The 20,487-nt window shown below is 43.9% G+C and carries 24 protein-coding genes; 8 read left to right on the top strand and 16 right to left on the bottom strand.

Annotated elements, in window-relative coordinates:
- Window positions 1-42 precede the first annotated feature (42 nt).
- The 3 genes from HDC91_RS04690 (at window position 43) to HDC91_RS04680 (ending at window position 2,758) form a co-directional block, all read left to right on the top strand.
- The gene (locus HDC91_RS04690; protein WP_183548866.1) at window positions 43-891 is read left to right on the top strand and encodes a universal stress protein; all 849 of its coding nucleotides are present in this window, start codon (window positions 43-45) and stop codon (window positions 889-891) included.
- A gap of 84 nt (window positions 892-975) precedes the next feature.
- Window positions 976-2,331, top strand: a complete 1,356-nt coding sequence (gene murC / locus HDC91_RS04685) for a UDP-N-acetylmuramate--L-alanine ligase (protein ID WP_183548864.1) — start codon at window positions 976-978, stop codon at window positions 2,329-2,331.
- 82 nt (window positions 2,332-2,413) lie between these two features.
- Window positions 2,414-2,758 (top strand): helix-turn-helix domain-containing protein, encoded by a 345-nt coding sequence (locus HDC91_RS04680; RefSeq protein WP_162431961.1) that lies wholly within the window; start codon window positions 2,414-2,416, stop codon window positions 2,756-2,758.
- A 13-nt stretch (window positions 2,759-2,771) separates the two neighbouring features.
- Here the strand turns inward: HDC91_RS04680 and HDC91_RS04675 are convergent, their stop codons facing one another.
- From HDC91_RS04675 to HDC91_RS04655, 5 genes are all read right to left on the bottom strand, one after another.
- The gene (locus HDC91_RS04675) at window positions 2,772-3,902 is read right to left on the bottom strand and encodes a GNAT family N-acetyltransferase (protein WP_183548862.1); all 1,131 of its coding nucleotides are present in this window, start codon (window positions 3,900-3,902) and stop codon (window positions 2,772-2,774) included.
- Between the two features lie 84 nt (window positions 3,903-3,986).
- Window positions 3,987-4,190, bottom strand: coding sequence for a hypothetical protein (locus HDC91_RS04670; RefSeq protein WP_183548861.1), 204 nt, complete (start codon window positions 4,188-4,190; stop codon window positions 3,987-3,989).
- 131 nt (window positions 4,191-4,321) lie between these two features.
- Entirely contained in the window at window positions 4,322-4,882 is a 561-nt protein-coding gene (scpB, locus tag HDC91_RS04665; protein WP_183548859.1) for an SMC-Scp complex subunit ScpB, read from the bottom strand.
- A gap of 189 nt (window positions 4,883-5,071) precedes the next feature.
- Window positions 5,072-6,196 carry a cyclic dehypoxanthinyl futalosine synthase gene (gene mqnC / locus HDC91_RS04660; protein ID WP_183548857.1) on the bottom strand — a complete coding sequence of 375 codons (1,125 nt, stop codon included), beginning with the start codon at window positions 6,194-6,196 and terminating at the stop codon, window positions 5,072-5,074.
- Window positions 6,197-6,283: 87 nt separating this feature from the next.
- On the bottom strand, window positions 6,284-7,792 hold the full coding sequence (locus HDC91_RS04655) for an ATP-binding cassette domain-containing protein (RefSeq protein ID WP_183548855.1): 1,509 nt from the start codon (window positions 7,790-7,792) through the stop codon (window positions 6,284-6,286).
- 421 nt (window positions 7,793-8,213) lie between these two features.
- Between HDC91_RS04655 and HDC91_RS04650 the strand changes: the two genes are divergently transcribed.
- Entirely contained in the window at window positions 8,214-8,381 is a 168-nt protein-coding gene (locus tag HDC91_RS04650) for a phosphatidate cytidylyltransferase (RefSeq protein ID WP_162431967.1), read from the top strand.
- A gap of 201 nt (window positions 8,382-8,582) precedes the next feature.
- On the opposite strand, the gene HDC91_RS04645 is transcribed toward HDC91_RS04650, so the two are convergent.
- From HDC91_RS04645 to HDC91_RS04625, 5 genes are all read right to left on the bottom strand, one after another.
- Entirely contained in the window at window positions 8,583-9,020 is a 438-nt protein-coding gene (locus HDC91_RS04645) for a hypothetical protein (protein WP_162431968.1), read from the bottom strand.
- A gap of 111 nt (window positions 9,021-9,131) precedes the next feature.
- Complete coding sequence (locus tag HDC91_RS04640) at window positions 9,132-9,341, bottom strand: hypothetical protein (protein WP_183548854.1); 210 nt, start codon at window positions 9,339-9,341, stop codon at window positions 9,132-9,134.
- A 164-nt stretch (window positions 9,342-9,505) separates the two neighbouring features.
- Window positions 9,506-9,715 carry a hypothetical protein gene (locus HDC91_RS04635; protein WP_162431970.1) on the bottom strand — a complete coding sequence of 70 codons (210 nt, stop codon included), beginning with the start codon at window positions 9,713-9,715 and terminating at the stop codon, window positions 9,506-9,508.
- 86 nt (window positions 9,716-9,801) lie between these two features.
- The gene (locus tag HDC91_RS04630; protein WP_183548852.1) at window positions 9,802-9,999 is read right to left on the bottom strand and encodes a hypothetical protein; all 198 of its coding nucleotides are present in this window, start codon (window positions 9,997-9,999) and stop codon (window positions 9,802-9,804) included.
- 118 nt (window positions 10,000-10,117) lie between these two features.
- Complete coding sequence (locus tag HDC91_RS04625; RefSeq protein ID WP_183548850.1) at window positions 10,118-10,372, bottom strand: hypothetical protein; 255 nt, start codon at window positions 10,370-10,372, stop codon at window positions 10,118-10,120.
- Window positions 10,373-10,540: 168 nt separating this feature from the next.
- On the opposite strand from HDC91_RS04625, the gene HDC91_RS04620 reads away from it, so the two are divergent.
- Window positions 10,541-11,107: a sigma-70 family RNA polymerase sigma factor gene (locus HDC91_RS04620; RefSeq protein WP_183548848.1), complete on the top strand. Its 567-nt coding sequence runs from the start codon at window positions 10,541-10,543 to the stop codon at window positions 11,105-11,107.
- Window positions 11,108-11,127: 20 nt separating this feature from the next.
- Window positions 11,128-12,228: a S1C family serine protease gene (locus HDC91_RS04615; RefSeq protein WP_183548846.1), complete on the top strand. Its 1,101-nt coding sequence runs from the start codon at window positions 11,128-11,130 to the stop codon at window positions 12,226-12,228.
- Window positions 12,229-12,469: 241 nt separating this feature from the next.
- Here HDC91_RS04615 and HDC91_RS04610 read toward each other — a convergent pair whose 3' ends face one another.
- The 3 genes from HDC91_RS04610 to pdxH all read right to left on the bottom strand — a co-directional run bounded on the left by HDC91_RS04610 (window position 12,470) and on the right by pdxH (window position 14,952).
- Window positions 12,470-13,669, bottom strand: a complete 1,200-nt coding sequence (locus HDC91_RS04610; protein WP_370576807.1) for an NADH-quinone oxidoreductase subunit D — start codon at window positions 13,667-13,669, stop codon at window positions 12,470-12,472.
- Between the two features lie 141 nt (window positions 13,670-13,810).
- On the bottom strand, window positions 13,811-14,308 hold the full coding sequence (locus tag HDC91_RS04605; RefSeq protein ID WP_183548843.1) for an NADH-quinone oxidoreductase subunit C: 498 nt from the start codon (window positions 14,306-14,308) through the stop codon (window positions 13,811-13,813).
- A complete protein-coding gene (gene pdxH, locus HDC91_RS04600; RefSeq protein WP_183548841.1) occupies window positions 14,305-14,952 on the bottom strand; it encodes a pyridoxamine 5'-phosphate oxidase in 648 nt (215 codons plus the stop codon). Before pdxH ends, HDC91_RS04605 begins: the two co-directional genes overlap by 4 nt.
- Before the next feature lie 110 nt (window positions 14,953-15,062).
- Between pdxH and HDC91_RS04595 the strand changes: the two genes are divergently transcribed.
- Window positions 15,063-15,626, top strand: a complete 564-nt coding sequence (locus HDC91_RS04595; protein ID WP_183548839.1) for a YqgE/AlgH family protein — start codon at window positions 15,063-15,065, stop codon at window positions 15,624-15,626.
- A 195-nt stretch (window positions 15,627-15,821) separates the two neighbouring features.
- Here HDC91_RS04595 and purE read toward each other — a convergent pair whose 3' ends face one another.
- Window positions 15,822-16,313 carry a 5-(carboxyamino)imidazole ribonucleotide mutase gene (purE, locus tag HDC91_RS04590; RefSeq protein WP_183548837.1) on the bottom strand — a complete coding sequence of 164 codons (492 nt, stop codon included), beginning with the start codon at window positions 16,311-16,313 and terminating at the stop codon, window positions 15,822-15,824.
- A gap of 139 nt (window positions 16,314-16,452) precedes the next feature.
- Window positions 16,453-17,592 carry a 5-(carboxyamino)imidazole ribonucleotide synthase gene (locus HDC91_RS04585; protein ID WP_183548835.1) on the bottom strand — a complete coding sequence of 380 codons (1,140 nt, stop codon included), beginning with the start codon at window positions 17,590-17,592 and terminating at the stop codon, window positions 16,453-16,455.
- Window positions 17,593-17,786: 194 nt separating this feature from the next.
- On the opposite strand from HDC91_RS04585, the gene HDC91_RS04580 reads away from it, so the two are divergent.
- The gene (locus tag HDC91_RS04580) at window positions 17,787-19,244 is read left to right on the top strand and encodes an NADP-dependent isocitrate dehydrogenase (protein ID WP_183548833.1); all 1,458 of its coding nucleotides are present in this window, start codon (window positions 17,787-17,789) and stop codon (window positions 19,242-19,244) included.
- Between the two features lie 139 nt (window positions 19,245-19,383).
- Here HDC91_RS04580 and HDC91_RS04575 read toward each other — a convergent pair whose 3' ends face one another.
- Window positions 19,384-20,472, bottom strand: coding sequence for an AI-2E family transporter (locus HDC91_RS04575; protein WP_183548832.1), 1,089 nt, complete (start codon window positions 20,470-20,472; stop codon window positions 19,384-19,386).
- Window positions 20,473-20,487 lie beyond the last annotated feature (15 nt).

Below are 20,487 nucleotides of genomic sequence, written 5' to 3'. Positions count from 1 at the left end.
GAGCTATCTGTTTCAGATGGATTAAATAGCCAATTCGCAAATATGAAAACCTATCTCGTACCCATCGATTTTTCTGAAGCCGCATTGAATGCCGCTCATTTTGCTGCCAGTTTAAGTCATCAAAGCGATGTAACAACCATCATCCTTATGAATGCTTATTACATATCGCCATACGAGACAATGTTCCCTGATACAAATATGGTAATGCTTCGCCAGGAGGAGATAGAAGAGGAAGCAAGGGACCGCTTGGAGGGATTAAAAAAACTACGCGACAAACTTAGCAAGCAGGTTAAGGAAGGCGTTAAGATAAACATACGCTTAAACCGATCGCACTTGTTGCGCGCGGTGGTTGATGTGATTGCCCAGGATAACGCCGACCTGGTGATATTAGGCAGTATCGGTAACAGTACCGTACGCGAAGGAAGCGCCGGTATCGGCGATCATGTTATCAAAATTTCAAAGGCGAGTGCGGTGCCGGTTATTGTAGTACCGCCTGATTACCGGTATCACTTAATTAACGAAGCTGTTTTAGCGTGCGATTTTAAGAAGGTTAAAGAAAACATACCAATGGATGTTTTGCACAAGCTATTAGGCAAACAGATGGTTAAGTTATTGGTGGTGAATATAAATCCTTCGGGCAAGGATGCCGATACTGAACAATTGGCGCAGCAAACGTCTGTGCATGGCATGTTAAAAAGTTTCCGGCCTAAGTATTTTTACGTAAATAGCCCCGATGTTATTACCGGGATACTGAATTTTGCCGCCGAACAAAATGCCCAGATGGTTATCGCTCTGCCACACACCTATAGTTTCCTGCAATCCATATTACATAACAGCATATCACAGCAGTTAGCAAAAAACTCCACCATACCCGTTTTGTTGCTTAAATGATAATTTATTGGGTTATAGTTTGCGAAATTGTTGTTCCGACAGGTATTTTTTGCGTTAATTTGCTGCGCAATTGCCAATATACTTATGAACGTACATTTTATTGCAATAGGCGGTAGTGCTATGCATAACCTTGCTATTGCCCTTCATAAAAAAGGATTTAACGTAACAGGTTCTGATGATGTACTGTTTGAGCCTTCGGCTTCCAGGTTAGCCAAATATGGCATATTGCCGGCAGAGGTGGGATGGTTCCCCGAAAAGATAACAACCAGCCTTGATGCTGTTATATTAGGCATGCATGCCCGGATAGATAATCCTGAATTGCTTAAAGCGCAGGATCTCGGTGTTAAGATATATTCGTATCCCGATTATATTTACGAGCAATCTAAAGATAAATTGCGTGTGGTTATAGGCGGCAGCCATGGCAAAACCACCATTACCAGCATGATTTTGCACGTATTGCAGCAGGCTGGTAAAAAGTTTGATTACCTGGTAGGCGCACAGCTCGAGGGCTTTGAAACCATGGTTGGCCTTACGCGTGATGCACCGGTGATGATCATTGAAGGAGACGAATATCTGGCCTCGCCTATAGACAGGCGCCCGAAATTTCATATTTATAAAGCGGATATCGGTGTAATAAGCGGCATAGCCTGGGACCATATCAACGTATTCCCCACATTTGATAATTATATAGATCAGTTTAAGATATTTGCCGAAACCATACAACCCAACGGGAGGCTTATTTACAGCCAAACCGATGAGGTATTGAACAAGATGGTTGCAAACCTAAATATAGCTATCGAAAAAATACCCTATGATCTGCCCGAATATACCATTGATAACGGTATAACCAGCATTATCGCCGATGGTGAAAAGTACGTGCTCGAAGTATTTGGGCAGCATAATTTATTGAACATGCAGGCCGCCCGGTTAGTATGCGAGGCGCTGGACATCGGCAGCGCTGATTTTTATACATATATCACCACATTTAAAGGTGCGGCACGCAGACTGGAAGTGGTTGGAAAAAATGATAACGCTACTATATTTAAAGATTTTGCCCACTCGCCATCGAAGCTTACAGCAACTATCCGTGCAGTTAAGGCGCAGTTTCCTGACAGGCAGCTGATCGCGTGTATCGAGCTGCATACTTTTAGCAGTTTAAATAAGGATTTTTTGAACGAGTATGCCGGAACTATGGATCAGGCTGATAGCGCGATCGTGTTTATCGACAAAAAAACATTTGAACAGAAAAAGATCGATCCGTATGCGGCTGAGGCTGTAAAAGAAGCCTTTGCAAACAAAAAACTATTGTTTTTTAATGACCCGGCGGGGTTATTGAAACACCTTGAAAACCTGAATATTAACCATACTAACCTGCTGATGATGAGTTCGGGCAATTTCGGGGGCATTAATTTAATAGAATTAAAAAATATTTTGCTATAAAATTTATTGATTATTAGTTTGTTGATAAAAAAAGTTGTAACTTTATTAACTATTGAGAAACCTTACCTAATTAACGTGATATATGAAGACACTTGGAAAAAAGATCCGGTTATTGCGCCATCAAAAAGGATGGAGCCAGGAAGAAGTTGCTAAACGCTTAGACATTTCTATCCCTGCTTTTTCTAAAATTGAAACCGGTATTACCGATATCAACCTTTCGCGCCTTGAGCAAATAGCGGTTTTATTTGAAATGTCGGTAGTTCAGCTGCTTACCTATAACGAGGTTGAGCAAGATCAGAAGATAGCCACCGAGCTTGAAAATGTGAACAAGAAGCTGATGGACCGCGAAACTGAAGTTATTGACCTGCAGAAGAAGGTTATTGAGCTCTTTGAAGAGCTACGTCATAAAAAAATAGCCAACGCGTAATTAACGGCCCGATTTATTCGGGCTTTTTAAATATATACCGCATTGTTAAATGCTTTTTGCCAAACACCGCGCCAACGGCAGCATGTATGGCGAGCATTTTATCGTTAAAATCGCCCACCCACGATAGTTCTAACTCATCGTATTGCTTTAGTGGCAATACATATTCTTTTAATTTAATGAACAGGCACGACTCTAACCCGTGCTTTTGAAACTTTTGTTTGGTGCCCATTACAATAGCGCGCATACGTGATACGCCCCGCCATTTGCGGTATAAAAAAATCAATTTACCCCATAGGTTAAGTTTGCCATTAAGCGGCTTTATCATTTGGTTTGCATCGGGCAATATCACCAGGAACGACGCCGGTTCGTTATCTACATATGCAAACCATATCAATTTCTCGTCCATAATGGCCTTCATCTTTTCGAAGCTTTCCAATATAGTGGCATGGGTTATGGGCGCAAAGTTATCAAAGCCCTGCCAGGCATCATTATAGATCTCAATAAAATCAGCAGCAAATTTATTTATTTCAGACGCATTAAAATGCGCAAAGGCATAGCCCGGTTTTTGCATAACCCAATTGGCTATCCTGGTAAACCGTTCTGAAAAAGGCTTGTGCACATCTAAGTGATTGGTTATTTGCTCATACAGTGTTGTAAAACCATATTCTGAAAACAGCTTTTGGTAATAAGGTGGGTTGTAATTCATCCCGTAGGAAGGGGGTGTAAAGCCTTCAACAAGCAAACCCCAGAAATTGTCGTTCTCGCCGAAATTTATAGGGCCGTCCATTGCCTGCATGCCATTTTGCCCAAGCCAGCTTTTAGCCGTATCAAATAACAGGAACGCGGCCTGCTTATCATCAATACATTCAAAAAAGCCGCAGCCGCCGGTAGGCTGCGGGTATTGGTAAGCTTTTTTATGATTAATAAACGCGGCTATGCGGCCTATTAGCTGGCCTTTATCATTTTTTAATACCCAGCGGGTAGCCCTCCCATGATCATGAAAGTTATTCTTTGCGGGATCAAAAACGGCTTCGATAGCGTTATCCAGCGGACAAATCCAATTTCGGTCATTTTTGTAGATAATACGCGCGACATCTAAAAACGCTTTTTTATCAGCCTTGCTAGTAACTTCGGTAGGTATCATAGGTAAATTTGGGTTTAACAGCTACAAAAAAAGCATCCAGCTTGTTACTGAATGCTTTGCATGTATATTTTATACCGTCAGGTATTAATCGTCATCGTCGTCGTCATACGGGTCGTACGAGTCGAAGCCGGCAACACCCAAATCATCATCCAGGGGGATGTCCTCATCAAAATCGTCATCATCGTCCACCACTTTCCTGCCCGGTTTCGGGTCGTCATCAAAATCATCATCCTCCTCATCGCTGATCTTCTTGGTAGAGGTGTTCAAAGGTTTTTTTGGAGCTGCCATTTTAATAAATGTTTGTTAAAACTTATATCAGATAAACCTGCCTGTTTTATTATTCGTTTGCTGCGCTATAATCAGCATTATTTATCAGTAAAAATAATTAAAATCATTTTCAATTAAAATCATTTTTAAATTTATTCAGATTGCTCGCCAATTGCCGAACTATTGTCGGTAATCTCCTTTAACTGTGGAAGTTCGGCAATGCTGTTTATGCCGAAATAATCCATAAAAAGGCTGCTGGTGCCGTATAATATCGGCTTACCAACACTTTCCGACTTCCCTGTTATAGCTATCAGTTCCTTTTCCAGCAGTTTTTGTATCGAGTAATCGCAGTTTACACCGCGTATTTGCTCCACATCGGTTTTGGTAACAGGCTGTTTATAGGCAATAATAGCCAGTGTTTCCAGCGCGGCCTGGCTTAGTTTCTTTTTTGAACGTTGTAATTGCAGCAGGCTGATAGCTGCATGGTATTTTTTTTTTGTAAGAAATTGATAACCGTTATTGATCTTTACTACTTCAATCGCGAAAGCATCATCAAGGTACTTTTGGGTGATGGTGTTTACGTGTTCCGTAACCTCATCAACGGTGTAGTCATGCTCGAATGATGCTTGCAGGCAATAAATAATTTCCTCGGTACGGATGCCCTGTTCAGATGCAAAAATAAGCGCCTCGATGTATTGCTCGATGTTTTCCATAATAGTCCGAAGTCGGGAAAGTCCGTGAGGTCCGAAAGTAATAAAAATGTCCGAAAGTCGGAAAGTCAGTAAAGTCCGGAAGTAGTAAAATGTACGGAAGTAGGGATTTTGGAAGACAGATTTATAATGAGGAGGAAAATTGTAAAGCCGGTTCGTCTTTCGGACTTACCGACTAAAAAACTTACTGACTTAATAGTCTATCACCTGTTCTTCTATCTCGGCCGGTATATCGCGCCAGTCGTATTTTTGGGTGCGCAACTGGGGCTCGAAACCAGCTTCTTTGATAGAATCCTGTATGCCCTTCGCGGTGAAGCGGTGAGGCGCGCCGGCGGCAGATACCACGTTCTCCTCGATCATGATAGACCCGAAATCGTTAGCGCCCGCATGCAGGCAAAGCTGGGCTACCTGTTTGCCCACAGTTAACCACGATGCCTGGATATTTTTAATATTAGGCAGCATAATGCGGCTCAGGGCAATCATGCGTATATACTCGTCGCCTGTTACGTTGTTGGTGATGCCTCGAACTTTTCTTAACAAGGTGCCATCATCCTGGAATGGCCATGGTATAAAGGCCACGAAGCCATAATGGCCTTCAGGTTTTCCTGATTGCACATCGCGGATCCAAACCAGGTGTTCAAAGCGTTCTTCAATGGTTTCGATGTGGCCAAACATCATGGTGGCCGATGTGGGCAGGTTTAGCTGGTGCGCCGCGCGCATCACATCGAGCCATTCCCGGCCGCCGCATTTACCTTTTGATATCAGGCGGCGTACCCGGTCGTTCAAAATTTCAGCGCCTGCACCTGGCAGCGAGTCCAGTCCCGCTTCTTTCATAGCCTTGAGCACGTCGTAATGGCTCATGCTTTCCAATTTAGATACGTGGGCTATCTCCGGCGGGCCTAACGAGTGCAGCTTTAATTTTGGATATAACTGCTTCAACTCGCGGAAAAGATCGGTATAGAACTGCAGGCCAAGCTCAGGGTGGTGGCCGCCTTGTAACAAAAGCTGATCGCCGCCATACTTAAAGGTTTCCTCTATCTTCTTTTTATAGGTCTCGATATCGGTAATATAAGCATCCTCGTGCCCCGGGCGACGAAAGAAGTTACAGAATTTACAGTTGGCAATACAAACGTTGGTAGTGTTTACGTTCCGGTCTATCTGCCACGTAACCTTGCCATGCGGCACCTGTATCTTACGCAGTTCGTTCGCTACGTACATTAGGTCCGCCGTTGATGCATTGTTGTAAAGGTAAACCCCCTCATCAATGCTCAAAAAATCAAAAGCTAAAGCACGCTGCAACAGTTCGGCTGTATTCATACACAAATATACGTTGTTGTGGCTTAAAGGTGAAAGGGTAGAGGTGAAAGGTGTTGTTGGGTTGACAAATGTGCTAACTGCACACCGTTAACTGCCAACTACCAAGCCTTTATCCAACCTTAAAACTCTATCCACGCTATCAGGTATTTCGTGCTGGTAATGGGTAACATATATCAACGTTACCTTGCTAATGCTGCAAATGGCGTCAACCACGGCTTTAAAGTGCTGCTGCTGGTGATCATCCAGTCCCTGGCAGGGTTCGTCAAATATGAGCAGGGCAGGGGCTTTGATCAGCGCGCGGGCCAGCAGGCAAAGGCGCTGCGCGCTGGCCGGGATATTTTTCAATAGCTGCCGCGCATATTGTTCTATCTCTAACGCTTTCATCCAGTTCAACGCCAGGTGGGCTTTGGTTTGGCTGCTGGGTCTAAAAAGGCCCAGTGTATCATAAAAGCCACTCTCAATAACCTGCAGGCACGAGTTATCGGTAGGGAAATACTGGTAAAGCTCGGGCGATACAAAACCTATTTTACTTTTAATGTCCCAGATGCTTTCGCCGGTGCCGCGCTTTTTATCAAATAGTGTAATGTTATTGGCATAGGCTTGTGGGTTGTCGCCGTTTATCAAACTCAGCAGGGTTGATTTACCCGCACCGTTGGGGCCAAGCAGCGCCCAGCGTTCGCCGGGGTTTATTTGCCAGTTTATTTTATTCAGGATAACCTTGTCGCCGTACTTAACTAAAACATCCGTCATGCTTACAATTTTATCGTAGCTATGCGTTACTGCCGGGCTGTTAAGCAATTGCCCTAATACCCCGGCGTCGACAAATGCTTTCGGCGCGGTAAAGTGTTCACTTGCTTCATATTCCTGTTTGCTCAGGCTTTGGCTCACGCAGCCATTATCTAAAATGGCCACATCGGTAATACAATCCGGAATTTCAAAAGCAGATGTTGCCATAATGATACTGATACCCGAGGCTGATACCTCGCTTAGCAGATCGTTAAAGGCTTTGCGGGTTGCTGTATCCAGGCCCGTTAGCGGATTATCTAATAATAATATAATCGGATTTTTTAGCAAAGCGGCTGCTATCATCAGGCGTTTGGTTTCGCCGTTTGATAGTTTAATGGTTTGCTTATCACATAGTGCGGTTAAATTTAGGGATGCTACAGTTTTATCAAACGTCCAGTATGGAGGTCGATGGTTGTTGACCTTAACGGATTGCAGGTATTGGCGTACGGTAAAACTATCTTCAGCGTCGGACGAATTATACCGTTGCTGGTAATAAAATTCGGTAGTATTTGATAATGTTTTAAAATGGTGCTTAGCGCCTGCAAAAGCAATAAAGCGATGAAATGTGAGCAAATCATTTGTAAGGGGCAATTGCTGATACACCTCATCCATAAAGCCGTAGGTAATGTTACCACCGCTTATGGCCATGTTACCTGCGATAACCTGCAGCAGCACGCTTTTACCCGAGCCGCTTTTACCTGTAAGCGCCCAGTTTTGGCCGGGATGCAGCACAAAATTCAAATTAGCGGATAGGAATTTTTCCGGGAGTTTTATCGATGCGTTATGGATGGTGATCAGAGGCGGTGTCATAAGGCGGTGAATTTACACATCGGCTGCAGATTATTGCGTTTTAACTTACATTTTGTGCCCCAAACTTAACTTTTATACACTTGTAACTTTTTTATTAACTTATTAACATTTCTTGGTTTTTTCAGAAAACAATATTTAGCTTTAAGCAACCCGAATGAAAAATACCAATTTGAGCTAAGGCAAGAATTAACCAGTTTTAATTATTACCCCCCAATAATTTAAGTATGGAACTATTGTTAGTTGCTGTTGAAGCCCTTGTACCCATGAGCCTGTTAGCAATCTTTATTGTATTGATTGCTGTACAATTTTTACCAAACGAGAATACAGAAACGGAAGAATCTGATTCAAATTTATTACTGTAATAATCAAGGTCTGATTATTGTACTAAGATTTACAATCATAAATCTTACAATGATCTACCATGAAAAAAATTAACTTATTTTTGATCGCATTGGCAATGGTTGCCTTTAGCGGATGTTCTGTTATCGGCGGTATTTTTAAAGCCGGGGCAGCTGTAGGCGTTATAGCCGTAATTGTAGTGATCCTATTGGTCATCTGGATAATATCTGCGTTCAGAGGAAGATCATAAGCCGTACTTATTATATCATAACGTACTGAAAATTAACTAAAGCAATATTTTTTTGTCGTTTTATTGCCCGCGGGACTGTTTAGGGAAGCTTATGCAGGCAGGCATGCTCGCAGAACTAATCTTGATGCAGGCGTTATCCTATGGTTACAGCATAAAATAATAACCTAAGCCGCGGGCAAAAACGTAACGGCATTAGTCGCGTTAGCGGTTTATACGCATATCAACAACGTTCCAGCTCTTTTTATCGGCCCAGTCGCCCCCCTTATACGATAGGCTTACCCGCCAAGTGGTTTTAACTATTTTTCCGGCGCTGTCTGCCGCGTCAACATACGATGATATGTTGTAGGTGTTGCGGGCGGTATCAATATCAGATTCGAACCTGCTTTTTGGGAAGCTGGCCGTACCGGGCTGACGCAGTTTATCGTTGATAAATACCTTGGCTATAGCAAACGCTTCTTTAGCATTTGGTTTCCGGTTTACATGTACGCGCCGGTTTTGCAGCACACGGAGCATTACCACAAAAAACAGGAGCGCAAACAGGAAGGTGAATATTGTAGCGATCCTGATACGGGGGTGATGTCGCCAGTGGGTGTTCTTCTTGTCTTCGTCGCTAAGGTTTTTCCATTCAGAATATTTCATGTGCACGCTTTTCCATCAATAAACAAACTTCCACTCGAATGTTTTCACGTAAATAAAAGGCAAAAAAAAACGCCCCTGAAAACCAGGGGCGTTTTTAACCAAAAAAAGTTATTACATTTTTTTAGCAGCAGTATCAGTTGCAGCAGAATCCATTTTAGTTGAATCTGTCATAGTAGAAGTTGAATCCATTTTAGCCGAATCCATTTTAGCTGAGTCCATAGCAGCTGAATCAGTAGCAGATGATGAACCAGAACCTTTACAAGCAGCAGCTGAAACAGCGATAGCTAAGGCTAAAAAGCCAATTTTGAATGCATTTTTCATTGTTTGTTTTTTTTAAGTGATTTAATAGTTTTTCGTTAGTTAATACCCAAAACCAAAAAAGGTAACCCACTTTTTTAAAAAAAATGCAGGTTACCTCTTTAAAAAATTAAAAAACTTAAAAAATTAACAATGTAATTTTTTAGTATTTAACGGGTTACGTTAAATTATTTTTTAGTTGAATCAGCTTTAGCTGAATCAGCTGGAGCAGCAGTAGAGTCAACTTTAACAGTAGAATCAACTTTAACAGTTGAGTCAACTTTAACAGTAGTATCAGCAGCAGAATCAGCTGAAGATGCAGAACCAGAACCTTTACAAGCAGCAGCTGAAACAGCGATAGCTAAAGCTAAAAATGCGATTTTGAATGAATTTTTCATTTTTTGTTGTTTGATGATTTGTAAGTTATTTTATTCTTATCGGTTGTTAATACGCCGATCTGAAAAAGGTAACCCACTAATTGAAATTATTTTTTTACGCTGTCTTTTTTTGTTGAATCAACAGGCGCGGTGGTCGAATCGACTTTAACGGTTGAGTCAACTTTTACGGTTGAATCTACTTTTACAGTACTGTCTACCCCGTTTGTAGCTTTTTGACTTTCGCAAGATGCGGCGGTAAAGGCGATCGCTAAAGCTAAGAATGTGATTTTAATTGGATTTTTCATTGTTTTTAGTTTTTGCTTTGTTTGAATGTTTGTGAACTTAATAGCAAAATCTTAAAAAGGTGACCCAAAAAAAAATGCCCCGGGGATACGGGGCTTTTTTTTGGTAATAATGCCGGTATTAATGGTCAAATTCTTTTCGCTTTTCATTTTGTTTTACGCTATCAGTACCGCCCGATCCGGATTTATCCATCCCGCTGTCGATAGCAGATGGCGCGCCGTTGGCTTCGGCGCCGCCGGCATCAGGAGCATTCTTGTTTACCGGGGTATCTACCCGCGTGCTATCCGGAACGTGCGTAGAATTGTTTCCGCTGCACGCGGCAAATGTTGTAGCGATAAAAAACGCTAAAAAACTTGTCTTTATTAAATTTTTCATACTAAGCTGTTTATGTTATGCCATACCTAACTCAAATTTAATGCCGCTCTGTGCTAATAAATATTTACCGATATTGCGGCAAGATGCGGAATGCAGCATGCTATTAACATAGACCGAAAAAATAAAAAATATAATTGGGTTACAATTGAGTATAAAAAGTATTAAGTAGTGAATAATCAGTTAAATGTGGAAGCACCATCGGATAGGGAAGTGATCATTGGGATACTTAATAACTCTGATAGTGTTTTAAAAAAATTATACCTGGCTTATTTTCCAATGGTTTTACAACTCGTTATCAGTAACAATGGCGACGAGGATGAGGCTAAGGATATTTACCAGGAAGCGATAATAGTTCTTTACAATAAGGTTAAGCGGGGCGATTTTGAGCTGAGCAGCAAATTAAAAACGTACATATATTCGATATGCAGGCGTTTATGGTTGAAGCGGCTTAAGCAACTGAACAGGTACGGCGGCGATATAAAAGATTTTCAGGAATACCTGCCGGTTGAGGATGAGGTGGAGATGCACGAGGAACGCGATACGCAGCTTAACAAAATGGGCGACGCGCTAAAGTTACTCGGCGAACCCTGCAAAACTATTATGGAAGATTTTTACATGCATAACAGATCGATGCAGGATATCTGCGAACGGTTTGGCTACACCAATGCTGATAACGCGAAGACACAGAAGTACAAGTGCTTGCAAAGGCTGAAGAAATTATTTTTTCAGCAGTAATATAAGGAAGGGGCGACGAAATGAAAGATAACCAACTTTTAGAAATGATAGAGAGCTACCTGAGCGGCGAAATGCCCGAGGGTGAACGCGCTCAGTTTGAGGCATTGCGCAAAAAGGATGCGACCATTGATGCAAAAATAACAGAGCACAAACATTTTACAGACCTGTTAAAACAATATAACGACCGCTTGAGCATGCAGGCCCGTTTAGACGAGATACACGAGGAGATTGATGTGCATACTCTAAAGGACGACCTGATGGCGCATCCATCGTGGGTGGTACAAATGTGGCGTAACCACCACTCAAAAATATCCGTAGCCGCATCGGTTGCTATATTTGCGGTTTTGCTTATACTTTACGCCACCGGCGACCTAAGCAACAAGGATCCCCGTTTCCAGCAATTGAGCAGGGAGGTTAAACTGGTTAAAGACCAGCAGCGCCAGTTGGGGCAGCAGCAGGATAATATTATTAAAAGCACTAAAACCGGTCCCAGCATTTCTGCAAGGTTCAGAGGCACAGGTTTCGCCCTTACCGGTAATGGCTACATTGTTACCAATTATCATGTGATAAACGGTGGCGACAGCGTATATGTTCAAAATGCTGCCGGCGAATCGTACCACACCAAAGTGGTTTATACCGATCCGGCGTATGATGTAGCCATTTTACAGATCAACGATACGTTGTTCAAAAATATCGGCCCGGTGCCGTATACATTTAAAAAATCGAAAAGCGATTTAGGTGAAGTAGTATATACATTGGGTTACCCCGGCGATGACATCAAGTTTGGCCCCGGCGCCCTAACCGCCAGCACCGGTTTCCGCGGCGATACCACCGAATATGAAGTATTTATACCCGTTAACCCCGGCAACAGCGGTGGCCCCTTACTTGATGATAAGGGCAATATTATTGGTGTGATAAACGGTAAGCAAACCCAAACAACCGGGGCGGCTTTCGCGGTAAAATCAAACTACCTGCTAAAGGCCATCCAAAACATCCCTGCCGATTCGTTAAGCAAATCGCTTACACTTAACACCAAAAATACCCTGGCCGGCCTTAGCCGTACCCAGCAAATAAAAAAGCTGCGTAACTATGTGTTTATGGTGAAGGTTTACAACCAGTAAAAAATCAACAATTTATATAGCGAAGAGGGATGCGGGAAACTGCCTCCCTTTTTTTGGCTCACTTCATCAACGCGTCATTGCAAGGAGCGATAGCGACAAGGCAATCTCTTTGAGCCATTCGTTGATGTAAGGTGTCGAATTGTCCTAAAGAGATTGCTTCGTACCTCGCAGTGACGCATGCCTTATTTAGTCAAAACTGAAGCAGCCCAATCTATCATCACGAACCTTACTCTCTAAAATCCTACCTATCCACTTCGCCCAATACAAAATCCAGCGAGCCGATAATTGCTACCAGGTCGGCTATCATGATGTTTTTGCCTATTTCGGGCAGTACAGATAGGTTGTTAAAGCTTGGGCCACGTACTTTAGCACGGAATGGAATTTCGGAACGTTCGTTATTATGTACAAAATAAAAGCCCAGTTCGCCTTTAGCGCCTTCGCATCGGGCGTAATAATCCTGCACTTTTGGAGTTAGTTTGCGGGGCATTTTGGCGCGGGGATCAAAATCGGGGGTGCGTTTTAATTCGTTTTGCAGACGGTTAAGGCACTGCTCAACAATATGCAGCGATTGTTGAATCTCGTCAACGCGCACTTTGTACCTGTCCCAGCAATCGCCGGTGGTGCCCATTTCGCCTTTACCTACCGGGATGTCAAATTCCAGTTCGGGGTAAACCGAGTAATTATCAATACGGCGAAGATCGTATTTAAGCCCCGAGCCACGCAGCACGGGGCCGCTGCAGCCGCAGTTAATGGCCACATCCATAGGCAACACCCCAACATTGGCGGTGCGGCTTATAAATATCTGGTTATCGGTTAAAAGCTGGTTAAGCTCAACCATTTTTGGTTTAAAGTAATCTACAAACTCGCGGCAGCGCTCTTCAAACCCGACGGGTAAATCGTAAAATAAACCACCCACCCAAATATAGTTATACAACATGCGCGAACCCGAGGCCCATTCCAGCATGCCCATAATATGTTCGCGGTCGCGGAAGCACCACAGGAAGGGGGTAAAGGCGCCAATATCAATACCGTAGGTACCAATGGCGATCAGGTGCGATGCAATGCGGTTAAGTTCGCATACCAGTACGCGGATATATTCTATACGTTTTGGGATATCCTGATCAATGCCCAGCATTTTCTCTACGCCCATTACCCAGGCATGGCTGTTGTTCATTGATGCAAGGTAGTCCAGCCTGTCGGTAAAAGGGATGGTTTGCTGATAGGTGAGCGATTCGGCATGTTTTTCGAAACAACGGTGCAGGTACCCTACATGGGGGATCACTTCCTTCACTATCTCGCCGTCGGTTATCAGCTCCAGCCGCAAAACCCCATGCGTAGAAGGATGCTGCGGACCCATGTTAAGCACCATATCCTCTACGGCAGCATCCGCTATCTTCTTGTGATAGCGATCGAGGGCTTGGTTATATTTCGAATTTCGAATGTTCAATTTCTTATTTTCTTAGCGTCATTGCGGGCGTAGCGTGGCAATCTTCGATGGGTATGCTGCCCACTGTTTTGTCGAAGATTGCCACGTCGCTATCGCTCCTCGCAATGACGTACTTTACTGTTATTTTTTACCAAATCAGTCTACTTTTATCCCCTTGTAATATTCCGCTGCTTTGTAATCCTTCCTTAACGGATAACCTTCCCAATCCTCAGGCAGTAAAATTCTCCTCAGATCAGGGTGGCCTTCAAAAAATATCCCTACCAGGTCAAAAGCTTCGCGCTCGTGCCAGTCTGCAGTGCGGTAAACCGAGGTGATGCTCGGGAACGATGGCAAATTATCCCCCGTGCGGTCATTCTCCTTACTTATCTTAAGTGTAAGCTGTAAATGGTAGGGGATAGACGACAGGTGATAAACCACACCAAACCGGCCGGCTTCTGTACCGTAGTCGATTCCTGTTAAGCACGAAAGAAAATCGAAATAAGTTTTTGGGTTATTGCGCAGCTCCAAACAAACACCGGCAATATGGTCAGGGTTTATTAGCAGGGCGGGCTGCAGTCCGGCGCGTTCTTCGCCGATAATTACAGTTTCGCCAAACTTTTGGATAAGCAATAATTTGATATCATCAAAACTCATGGTGCCAGCCGAACAATTTTCCAGTTTTTATTATCCGTTTTTTTATAAACTATCCTGTCGTGCAGGCGGCTGCGGCGACCCTGCCAAAATTCTATCAGGCGGGGCTTTAAAATGTAACCGCCCCAGTAAGATGGCTTTGGCACTTCGCTATCAGCGTATTCAGTTTCTAACGCTGCCATTTTTTGTTCAAGCTCTTCGCGGCTGTCAATTTCCCTGCTTTGCGGCGATGCTGCCGCCCCGATCTGGCTAAGCTTTGGGCGCGAGTGGAAATACTTTTCAGAATAAGCTTTATCCAGTTTTTCAATGGTGCCTTCAATACGTATCTGGCGTTCCATATCCCCCCAAAAGAATACAAGGGCGCCTAAGGGGTTTTTACTTAGTTCTTTACCCTTTCGGCTAAGGTAATTGGTGTAAAATTTAAATCCATCATCGCTAAAGCCTTTAAGCAGCACTATCCTTGCCGAGGGTCGGCCATCCTGTGTTGCGGTGGCCAATGTCATGGCGTTGGGTTCGTGTATCTTAAAATTAATAGCTTCGTTAAACCACTTGTCAAACTGGCGTATGGGGTTGGCGTCAACGTCGGTTTCGTTCAGCGAAGCCGCACTATAGTCCTGGCGTAAGTTTTCTATATCTTTCTGGTCCATCAGCGCAAACTTACAAATTAATTATACCGTACATATCTACAGACGGTTCATTTTGACGATTAATGAACATTTTTTTAAATTTATTGTTAATGATATATAAATATAAACCTATGCTAAGTCAAATATCGGCGGCTGCGGGCCGTTTGCTTATATCAGAACCCTTTATGCCCGACCCAAATTTTAAACGGTCGGTTATATTGCTTACCGAATATTCAGAAGCAGGGGCTATGGGCTTTATCCTTAACCACCAAACAGAATATTTGCTTGGCGATATTCTGCCTGATATTTCATACTCAGAAATACCTGTTTACATGGGCGGCCCGGTAGCGGCCAATACCTTGCATTATATACACCGCTGCCCCCACAAAATTGACAATGGTATTGAAATATGGGATGGTATTTACTGGGGCGGCGAGTTTGAACAAATAAAGGAGCTGATAACCAGTTACCAGTTAAAAGAAGACGAAGTGAAGTTTTTTATGGGTTACTCGGGCTGGACACCCGGCCAGCTTGACGATGAACTGCGCGAGGACGCGTGGATAGTAGCCAATAAATTTGAAGCCGACAATATATTTAGCAATAACGAACATAACCTTTGGAAAGAGGTAGTGATTGGCCTTGGCCAGCGCTACGCCCACATTGCCAATTTTCCCGAAAACCCTATGTTGAATTAGTACGTGTCGCTGAAGCTGTCAGAAACCTGTACGCCTTGCTATTGGTCGACCAATACAGGATGACATTTAATGAGGACTGTCATCCCGAATTTATTTCAGGATCTCACGGACGAGTAACAAACATGAGAGGTGCTGAAACAAGTTCAGCATGACAAGGGCTTAACTTTCAGGACTTACCGACTAAAGACTTTCGACTTACCTCTCCATTTCAGCAGCCGACGCTTCAACCGCCTGCTTTAATTTTTCTTTAAAGGCGATAAGGTTTTGAACCAGATATTCATCACCGGTCGATAGGATCTGTGCTGCCAGGATGCCTGCATTTTTAGCCGCGTTTAAAGCTACGGTTGCCACAGGGATACCGTTTGGCATTTGCAGGATAGACAGGATAGAGTCCCAGCCATCAATTGAGTTGCTTGATTTTACGGGTACGCCAATAACCGGTAAATGCGTTAACGAGGCCACCATGCCCGGTAAATGGGCTGCGCCGCCGGCACCTGCTATAATAACCTTTATACCGCGGTCGGCAGCGGCACGGGCGTAGCTAAACATCCTGTCGGGAGTGCGGTGTGCCGATACCACGGTTATCTCGTATGCAACACCCAGTTCTTTTAAAACATCCGCGGCATCCTGCATAACGTTCAGGTCCGATTTGCTGCCCATTATAATGGCTATTTTTGATTGGTTCATGGTGGTATTGTTTATTTCAAGCCGTCATTGCGAGGTACGAAGCAATCTCTTTGAGCAAATCCTTTATACAGGGTGTCTAATTGTCCTAAAGAGATTGCTTCGTACCTCGCAATGACGTGGGTTTAATTTTTGTTTACTTCTATGCAATCACTTTTAGCGTCTGCTGCACATACCGTGCCTTTTCTATGGCTCTTTCTCTGTCATTATCTATAATGGTAACATGGCCCATTTTACGGAAAGGCTTAGTTAGCGCTTTACCGTACAAGTGCACGTAAACACCATCACATTTTAATATTTTTTCGATGCCCTGGTAAATGGCTGGGCCTTCGTAACCTGCTTCGCCTAAAATATTTACCATAATGGCGTTGCTCAGGCAGGCGGTATCGCCAAGGGGCTGGTTAAATATGGCACGTAAATGCTGCTCAAACTGCGATACCACGTTACCTTCAATGCTTTGATGGCCGCTGTTGTGCGGGCGTGGGGCCAACTCGTTCACCAGTATCTTACCATCTTTGGTCAGGAACATTTCTACTGCCAGTATGCCAATAATGTTCAGCGTTTCGGCTATACGTTTAGCAATATTTTCGGCCTCCATCTGCACCTCAAAAGGGAAAGTAGAGGGGGTGATCAAAAACTCTACGAGGTTAGCTTCGGGGTTAAACTCCATCTCAACCAGCGGAAAGGTCCTTACCTCGCCACTTTCGTTACGGGCTACAATTACGCCAATCTCTTTCTCAAAATCAACCATCCTTTCAATAATGCTCGGCTCCGTAAAGGCGCTGGGCAGATAGCTTTCATCGTTTACGCGGTAAACGCCTTTGCCGTCGTAACCATCGCGGCGCAACTTTTGAATGTAGGGAAAGGGGATATGACTTTGCGCCAGTTGCTCGGGCGATGCTATCACCTGGAACTCGGCGGTTGGTATGTCGTTCTCTTTAAAAAACTGTTTTTGCAGGCCTTTGTCCTGTATCAGCCTGATAATACGTGACTGCGGGTAAACCAGCACCCCTTCTTTCTCCAGTTGCTCCAGCGCGTCAACGTTTACCTTTTCTATCTCGATGGTTAGCAGGTCAACCTTTTTACCAAAGTTGTAAACCGTTTCGTAGTCCCCCAGCGATCCCACAACAAACTCGTTGCAAAGCTTGCGGCAGGGCGCCTCGCGGTCGGGGTCGAGTACCTTAACGGTAACGTTATAGTTTATTGCCTGCTGTATAAGCATGCGGCCCAACTGGCCGCCGCCTAAAATCCCTAATTTTAAATCGCCGTAAAATGCTTTCATTGTAGGATGCAAATTTACCTAAATCTTTTAAATAGCGGTTGAAGAATTATTGCTTGTAAAAATATCTCCTCAAACTATCTGCAAACAAAGCTGTTTTAATTGTCACAAATTGAGTGCAATAGGTAGGCTGTTGGCTAAAAATACCCTTAAAAAGCCTATATTTGCGCTGTTTTTACTTACCTCTATACAACTTCATGAAAACCAAAATAGCAGTAGCAAAAGGTGACGGCATAGGCCCCGAAATTATGGCAGCCGTTCTCCGCATATTTGAAGCCGCCAATGTACAGCTCGATTACGAGTTTGTAGAAATGGGCAAATCTTATTTTGATGCAGGCCACTCTACCGGCATGACCGCCCTGGCTAAAGAAACTATTGAGCGCTTAGGCCTGCTTTTTAAAGGCCCTATGGAAACCCCTAAGGGCAAAGGCGTAAAAAGTATTAACGTAACCGCCCGCAAGGTGTGGAACACTTATGCCAACCAACGCGATTTTAGATCTTTAAATGGTGTTGACACTGTTTTTTCAAAAGCAGGTATCCCCATTAACCTGACCATAGTACGCGAAAATATTGAAGACACCTACGGCGGTATAGAGCATTTGCTAACCAACGATGTGGCTGTTGGCCGCCGTATCATTACCCGCCCGGGTTCGGCGCAGGTAATACGGTATGCTTTTGAAATGGCTCGCCGTAAGGGTTATACCAAACTGGCCTGCGGCCACAAGGCCAATATCATGAAACTTACCGATGGCATGTTCCTGGAAACATTTTATGAGATAGCACGTGAATACCCGGATATCGAATCATCAGATATTATTGTGGATGATTTGTGTATGAAGCTGGTTTCAAGGCCGGAGATGTTCCAATCTATCGTGTTAACCAATTTACAGGGCGATATCGTATCTGACCTGTGCGCAGGTTTGGTTGGCGGCCTTGGCTTTGCCCCATCTGCCAACATTGGCGATAACATATCCATCTTCGAGGCCGTACACGGTACCGCGCCTGATATTGCCGGTCGTGGTATTGCCAACCCTACGGCTTTACTGCTATCGGGTATATCCATGCTGCGCTATCTTGGTTTTACTACCGCTGCCGCTACTATCGAAAACTCGCTGCTTTACACCCTTGAACAAGGGGTACATACCGGTGATTTTGGCGACAAAGCAATCCCATCGGTTAATACCGAAGCGTTTGCCGACGCGGTGATAAGTAACCTGGGAAAAACCCCTGCAAAGGGCGCCGTGGTAGGGCAGCCGGATATGGAAGTGAAAGCCAACCACGATCATCCTTCAAAAAACAAGCTTACCGTTACCAACGCCAACACAAAAGAAGAGATGATAGGGGTAGATGTGTTTGTACAATCTAACAAGCAGCCAAACGAACTTGCCGAAATAGCCCAGCGTAAACTGATAGATAACTTTCATTTAGTGATGATATCAAACAGGGGTACGCAGGTATGGCCAACCGGTTCCATTTTTACCGAGCTGGTGAACGAGTATCGTATGCGTTTTGAAAAGAAGGAAGGCACCGATATTACTCAAAAAGAGATACTGCATATCGCTGCCGACTTGTCGGAAGATTTTAAAGTATGCTCGGTAGAGTTCCTGATGAAATTTGATGGTAAAATAGGATACACACTGGCGCAAGGGCAATAGTTAAATCTAAAGTCTTAAGTTAAAAGTTAAAAGTCAAAATTAAAAAGGCCTGTCCGTTAGTTAACGGACAGGCCTTTACTTTTTCCGGATATTGCCAATTGCCAATTGCCAACCGCCAACTGTCCGCTGTCCAACTGCTTCAATCGCTGTCGACGGTACGTTTACCAACCTTGTTATCGTTGGCTTCTTCGGGATTAATCTTTTTGATATACAGCTCGTCTACCAGGATTATACAGATCGAAAGCAGCGGTACCGCTAATATAATACCCAACACGCCCGATAATACCCCCATAATAACCTGGCTGATAATGGTTAAAGCAGGGGGTATGTTGATCATCTTTTTTTGAATGAGGGGTGTAACAATATTACTCACGATGGTTTGCGACACCATGTAGAGCAACGCGGTAATAATAGCAGTATTAACGTCCTTTGTTAATGCCAGCAGTACGCCGGGTATCATTGCGGCCAATGAGCCAAAGTTGGGTATCAATTTTAGCAGGCCGGTTAAAAGCGCCAGCACCAGGGCCACGGGTATGCCAATGATGTATAAACCAATGCTTATCATGATAAATATCAGCACCATCGAAAGCATGGTGCCTTTAAGCCAGCCTTTTAATGCCTGGCTGGTACGGTCTATTACCTGCCGCGCCATAGGCTTATTCTGAACCGGAAAGAGTTTAATGATGCCATCTTTATACAACGAGGGGTGTGTAGTGAAGAATATCCCCAGAAACAGTATGATGTAAATATTGCCCAGCACACCAAAGCTGGTGCTAAAAAAGCTGCGCGCGGTAGAGAATACCTTATCGCTGTTATCATCATTGAAATATTTGAGCACCTTGGCGCCGAGGGGACTTTCGCCAAGCTTTAACTTTAAATTGCTGATGGTTTGGGGCAGGCTTTCGCTAAGGATGGCAATTTGCCCCTGTATGGTAGTGCCCATAAACCAAAACAATGCGCCCAAAAGTAAAAATGACCCGCCAACAGATATGGTCATGCACCATTTGCGGTTCCACTTGGTGCGGCGTTCAATAATATCGCCAAGGCCATGAAAGTATACCGCTATTAACGATCCGGCAAGTATCATCAGCAGCACATTAAAGGCTACGCGCGCTATCAAAATGGCCACCACCAGCAAGGCTACTATGGCTACTGTGTGCCATACCTTTTCTATATAGGTAAGCTCTTTTTTGGGCTGTTTCGGCGCTTCTGGATGTTTTTCGGGCATAAGGCTGCAATATTA

This window comes from Mucilaginibacter sp. AK015 (assembly GCF_014200785.1).
Classification (GTDB): Bacteria; Bacteroidota; Bacteroidia; order Sphingobacteriales; family Sphingobacteriaceae; genus Mucilaginibacter.
This window is presented reverse-complemented; position numbering and strand designations above follow the sequence as displayed.

What these genes read in the sequence shown, in the direction of transcription:
- HDC91_RS04690 (WP_183548866.1), top strand. Translation starts at nt 43, where the DNA reads ATGAAAACCTATCTCGTACCCATCGATTTTTCTGAAGCCGCATTGAAT.
- murC (WP_183548864.1), top strand. Translation starts at nt 976, where the DNA reads ATGAACGTACATTTTATTGCAATAGGCGGTAGTGCTATGCATAACCTT.
- HDC91_RS04680 (WP_162431961.1), top strand. Translation starts at nt 2,414, where the DNA reads ATGAAGACACTTGGAAAAAAGATCCGGTTATTGCGCCATCAAAAAGGA.
- HDC91_RS04675 (WP_183548862.1), bottom strand. Translation starts at nt 3,902, where the DNA reads ATGATACCTACCGAAGTTACTAGCAAGGCTGATAAAAAAGCGTTTTTA.
- HDC91_RS04670 (WP_183548861.1), bottom strand. Translation starts at nt 4,190, where the DNA reads ATGGCAGCTCCAAAAAAACCTTTGAACACCTCTACCAAGAAGATCAGC.
- scpB (WP_183548859.1), bottom strand. Translation starts at nt 4,882, where the DNA reads ATGGAAAACATCGAGCAATACATCGAGGCGCTTATTTTTGCATCTGAA.
- mqnC (WP_183548857.1), bottom strand. Translation starts at nt 6,196, where the DNA reads ATGAATACAGCCGAACTGTTGCAGCGTGCTTTAGCTTTTGATTTTTTG.
- HDC91_RS04655 (WP_183548855.1), bottom strand. Translation starts at nt 7,792, where the DNA reads ATGACACCGCCTCTGATCACCATCCATAACGCATCGATAAAACTCCCG.
- HDC91_RS04650 (WP_162431967.1), top strand. Translation starts at nt 8,214, where the DNA reads ATGAAAAAAATTAACTTATTTTTGATCGCATTGGCAATGGTTGCCTTT.
- HDC91_RS04645 (WP_162431968.1), bottom strand. Translation starts at nt 9,020, where the DNA reads ATGAAATATTCTGAATGGAAAAACCTTAGCGACGAAGACAAGAAGAAC.
- HDC91_RS04640 (WP_183548854.1), bottom strand. Translation starts at nt 9,341, where the DNA reads ATGAAAAATGCATTCAAAATTGGCTTTTTAGCCTTAGCTATCGCTGTT.
- HDC91_RS04635 (WP_162431970.1), bottom strand. Translation starts at nt 9,715, where the DNA reads ATGAAAAATTCATTCAAAATCGCATTTTTAGCTTTAGCTATCGCTGTT.
- HDC91_RS04630 (WP_183548852.1), bottom strand. Translation starts at nt 9,999, where the DNA reads ATGAAAAATCCAATTAAAATCACATTCTTAGCTTTAGCGATCGCCTTT.
- HDC91_RS04625 (WP_183548850.1), bottom strand. Translation starts at nt 10,372, where the DNA reads ATGAAAAATTTAATAAAGACAAGTTTTTTAGCGTTTTTTATCGCTACA.
- HDC91_RS04615 (WP_183548846.1), top strand. Translation starts at nt 11,128, where the DNA reads ATGAAAGATAACCAACTTTTAGAAATGATAGAGAGCTACCTGAGCGGC.
- HDC91_RS04605 (WP_183548843.1), bottom strand. Translation starts at nt 14,308, where the DNA reads ATGAGTTTTGATGATATCAAATTATTGCTTATCCAAAAGTTTGGCGAA.
- pdxH (WP_183548841.1), bottom strand. Translation starts at nt 14,952, where the DNA reads ATGGACCAGAAAGATATAGAAAACTTACGCCAGGACTATAGTGCGGCT.
- HDC91_RS04595 (WP_183548839.1), top strand. Translation starts at nt 15,063, where the DNA reads ATGCTAAGTCAAATATCGGCGGCTGCGGGCCGTTTGCTTATATCAGAA.
- purE (WP_183548837.1), bottom strand. Translation starts at nt 16,313, where the DNA reads ATGAACCAATCAAAAATAGCCATTATAATGGGCAGCAAATCGGACCTG.
- HDC91_RS04585 (WP_183548835.1), bottom strand. Translation starts at nt 17,592, where the DNA reads ATGAAAGCATTTTACGGCGATTTAAAATTAGGGATTTTAGGCGGCGGC.
- HDC91_RS04580 (WP_183548833.1), top strand. Translation starts at nt 17,787, where the DNA reads ATGAAAACCAAAATAGCAGTAGCAAAAGGTGACGGCATAGGCCCCGAA.
- HDC91_RS04575 (WP_183548832.1), bottom strand. Translation starts at nt 20,472, where the DNA reads ATGCCCGAAAAACATCCAGAAGCGCCGAAACAGCCCAAAAAAGAGCTT.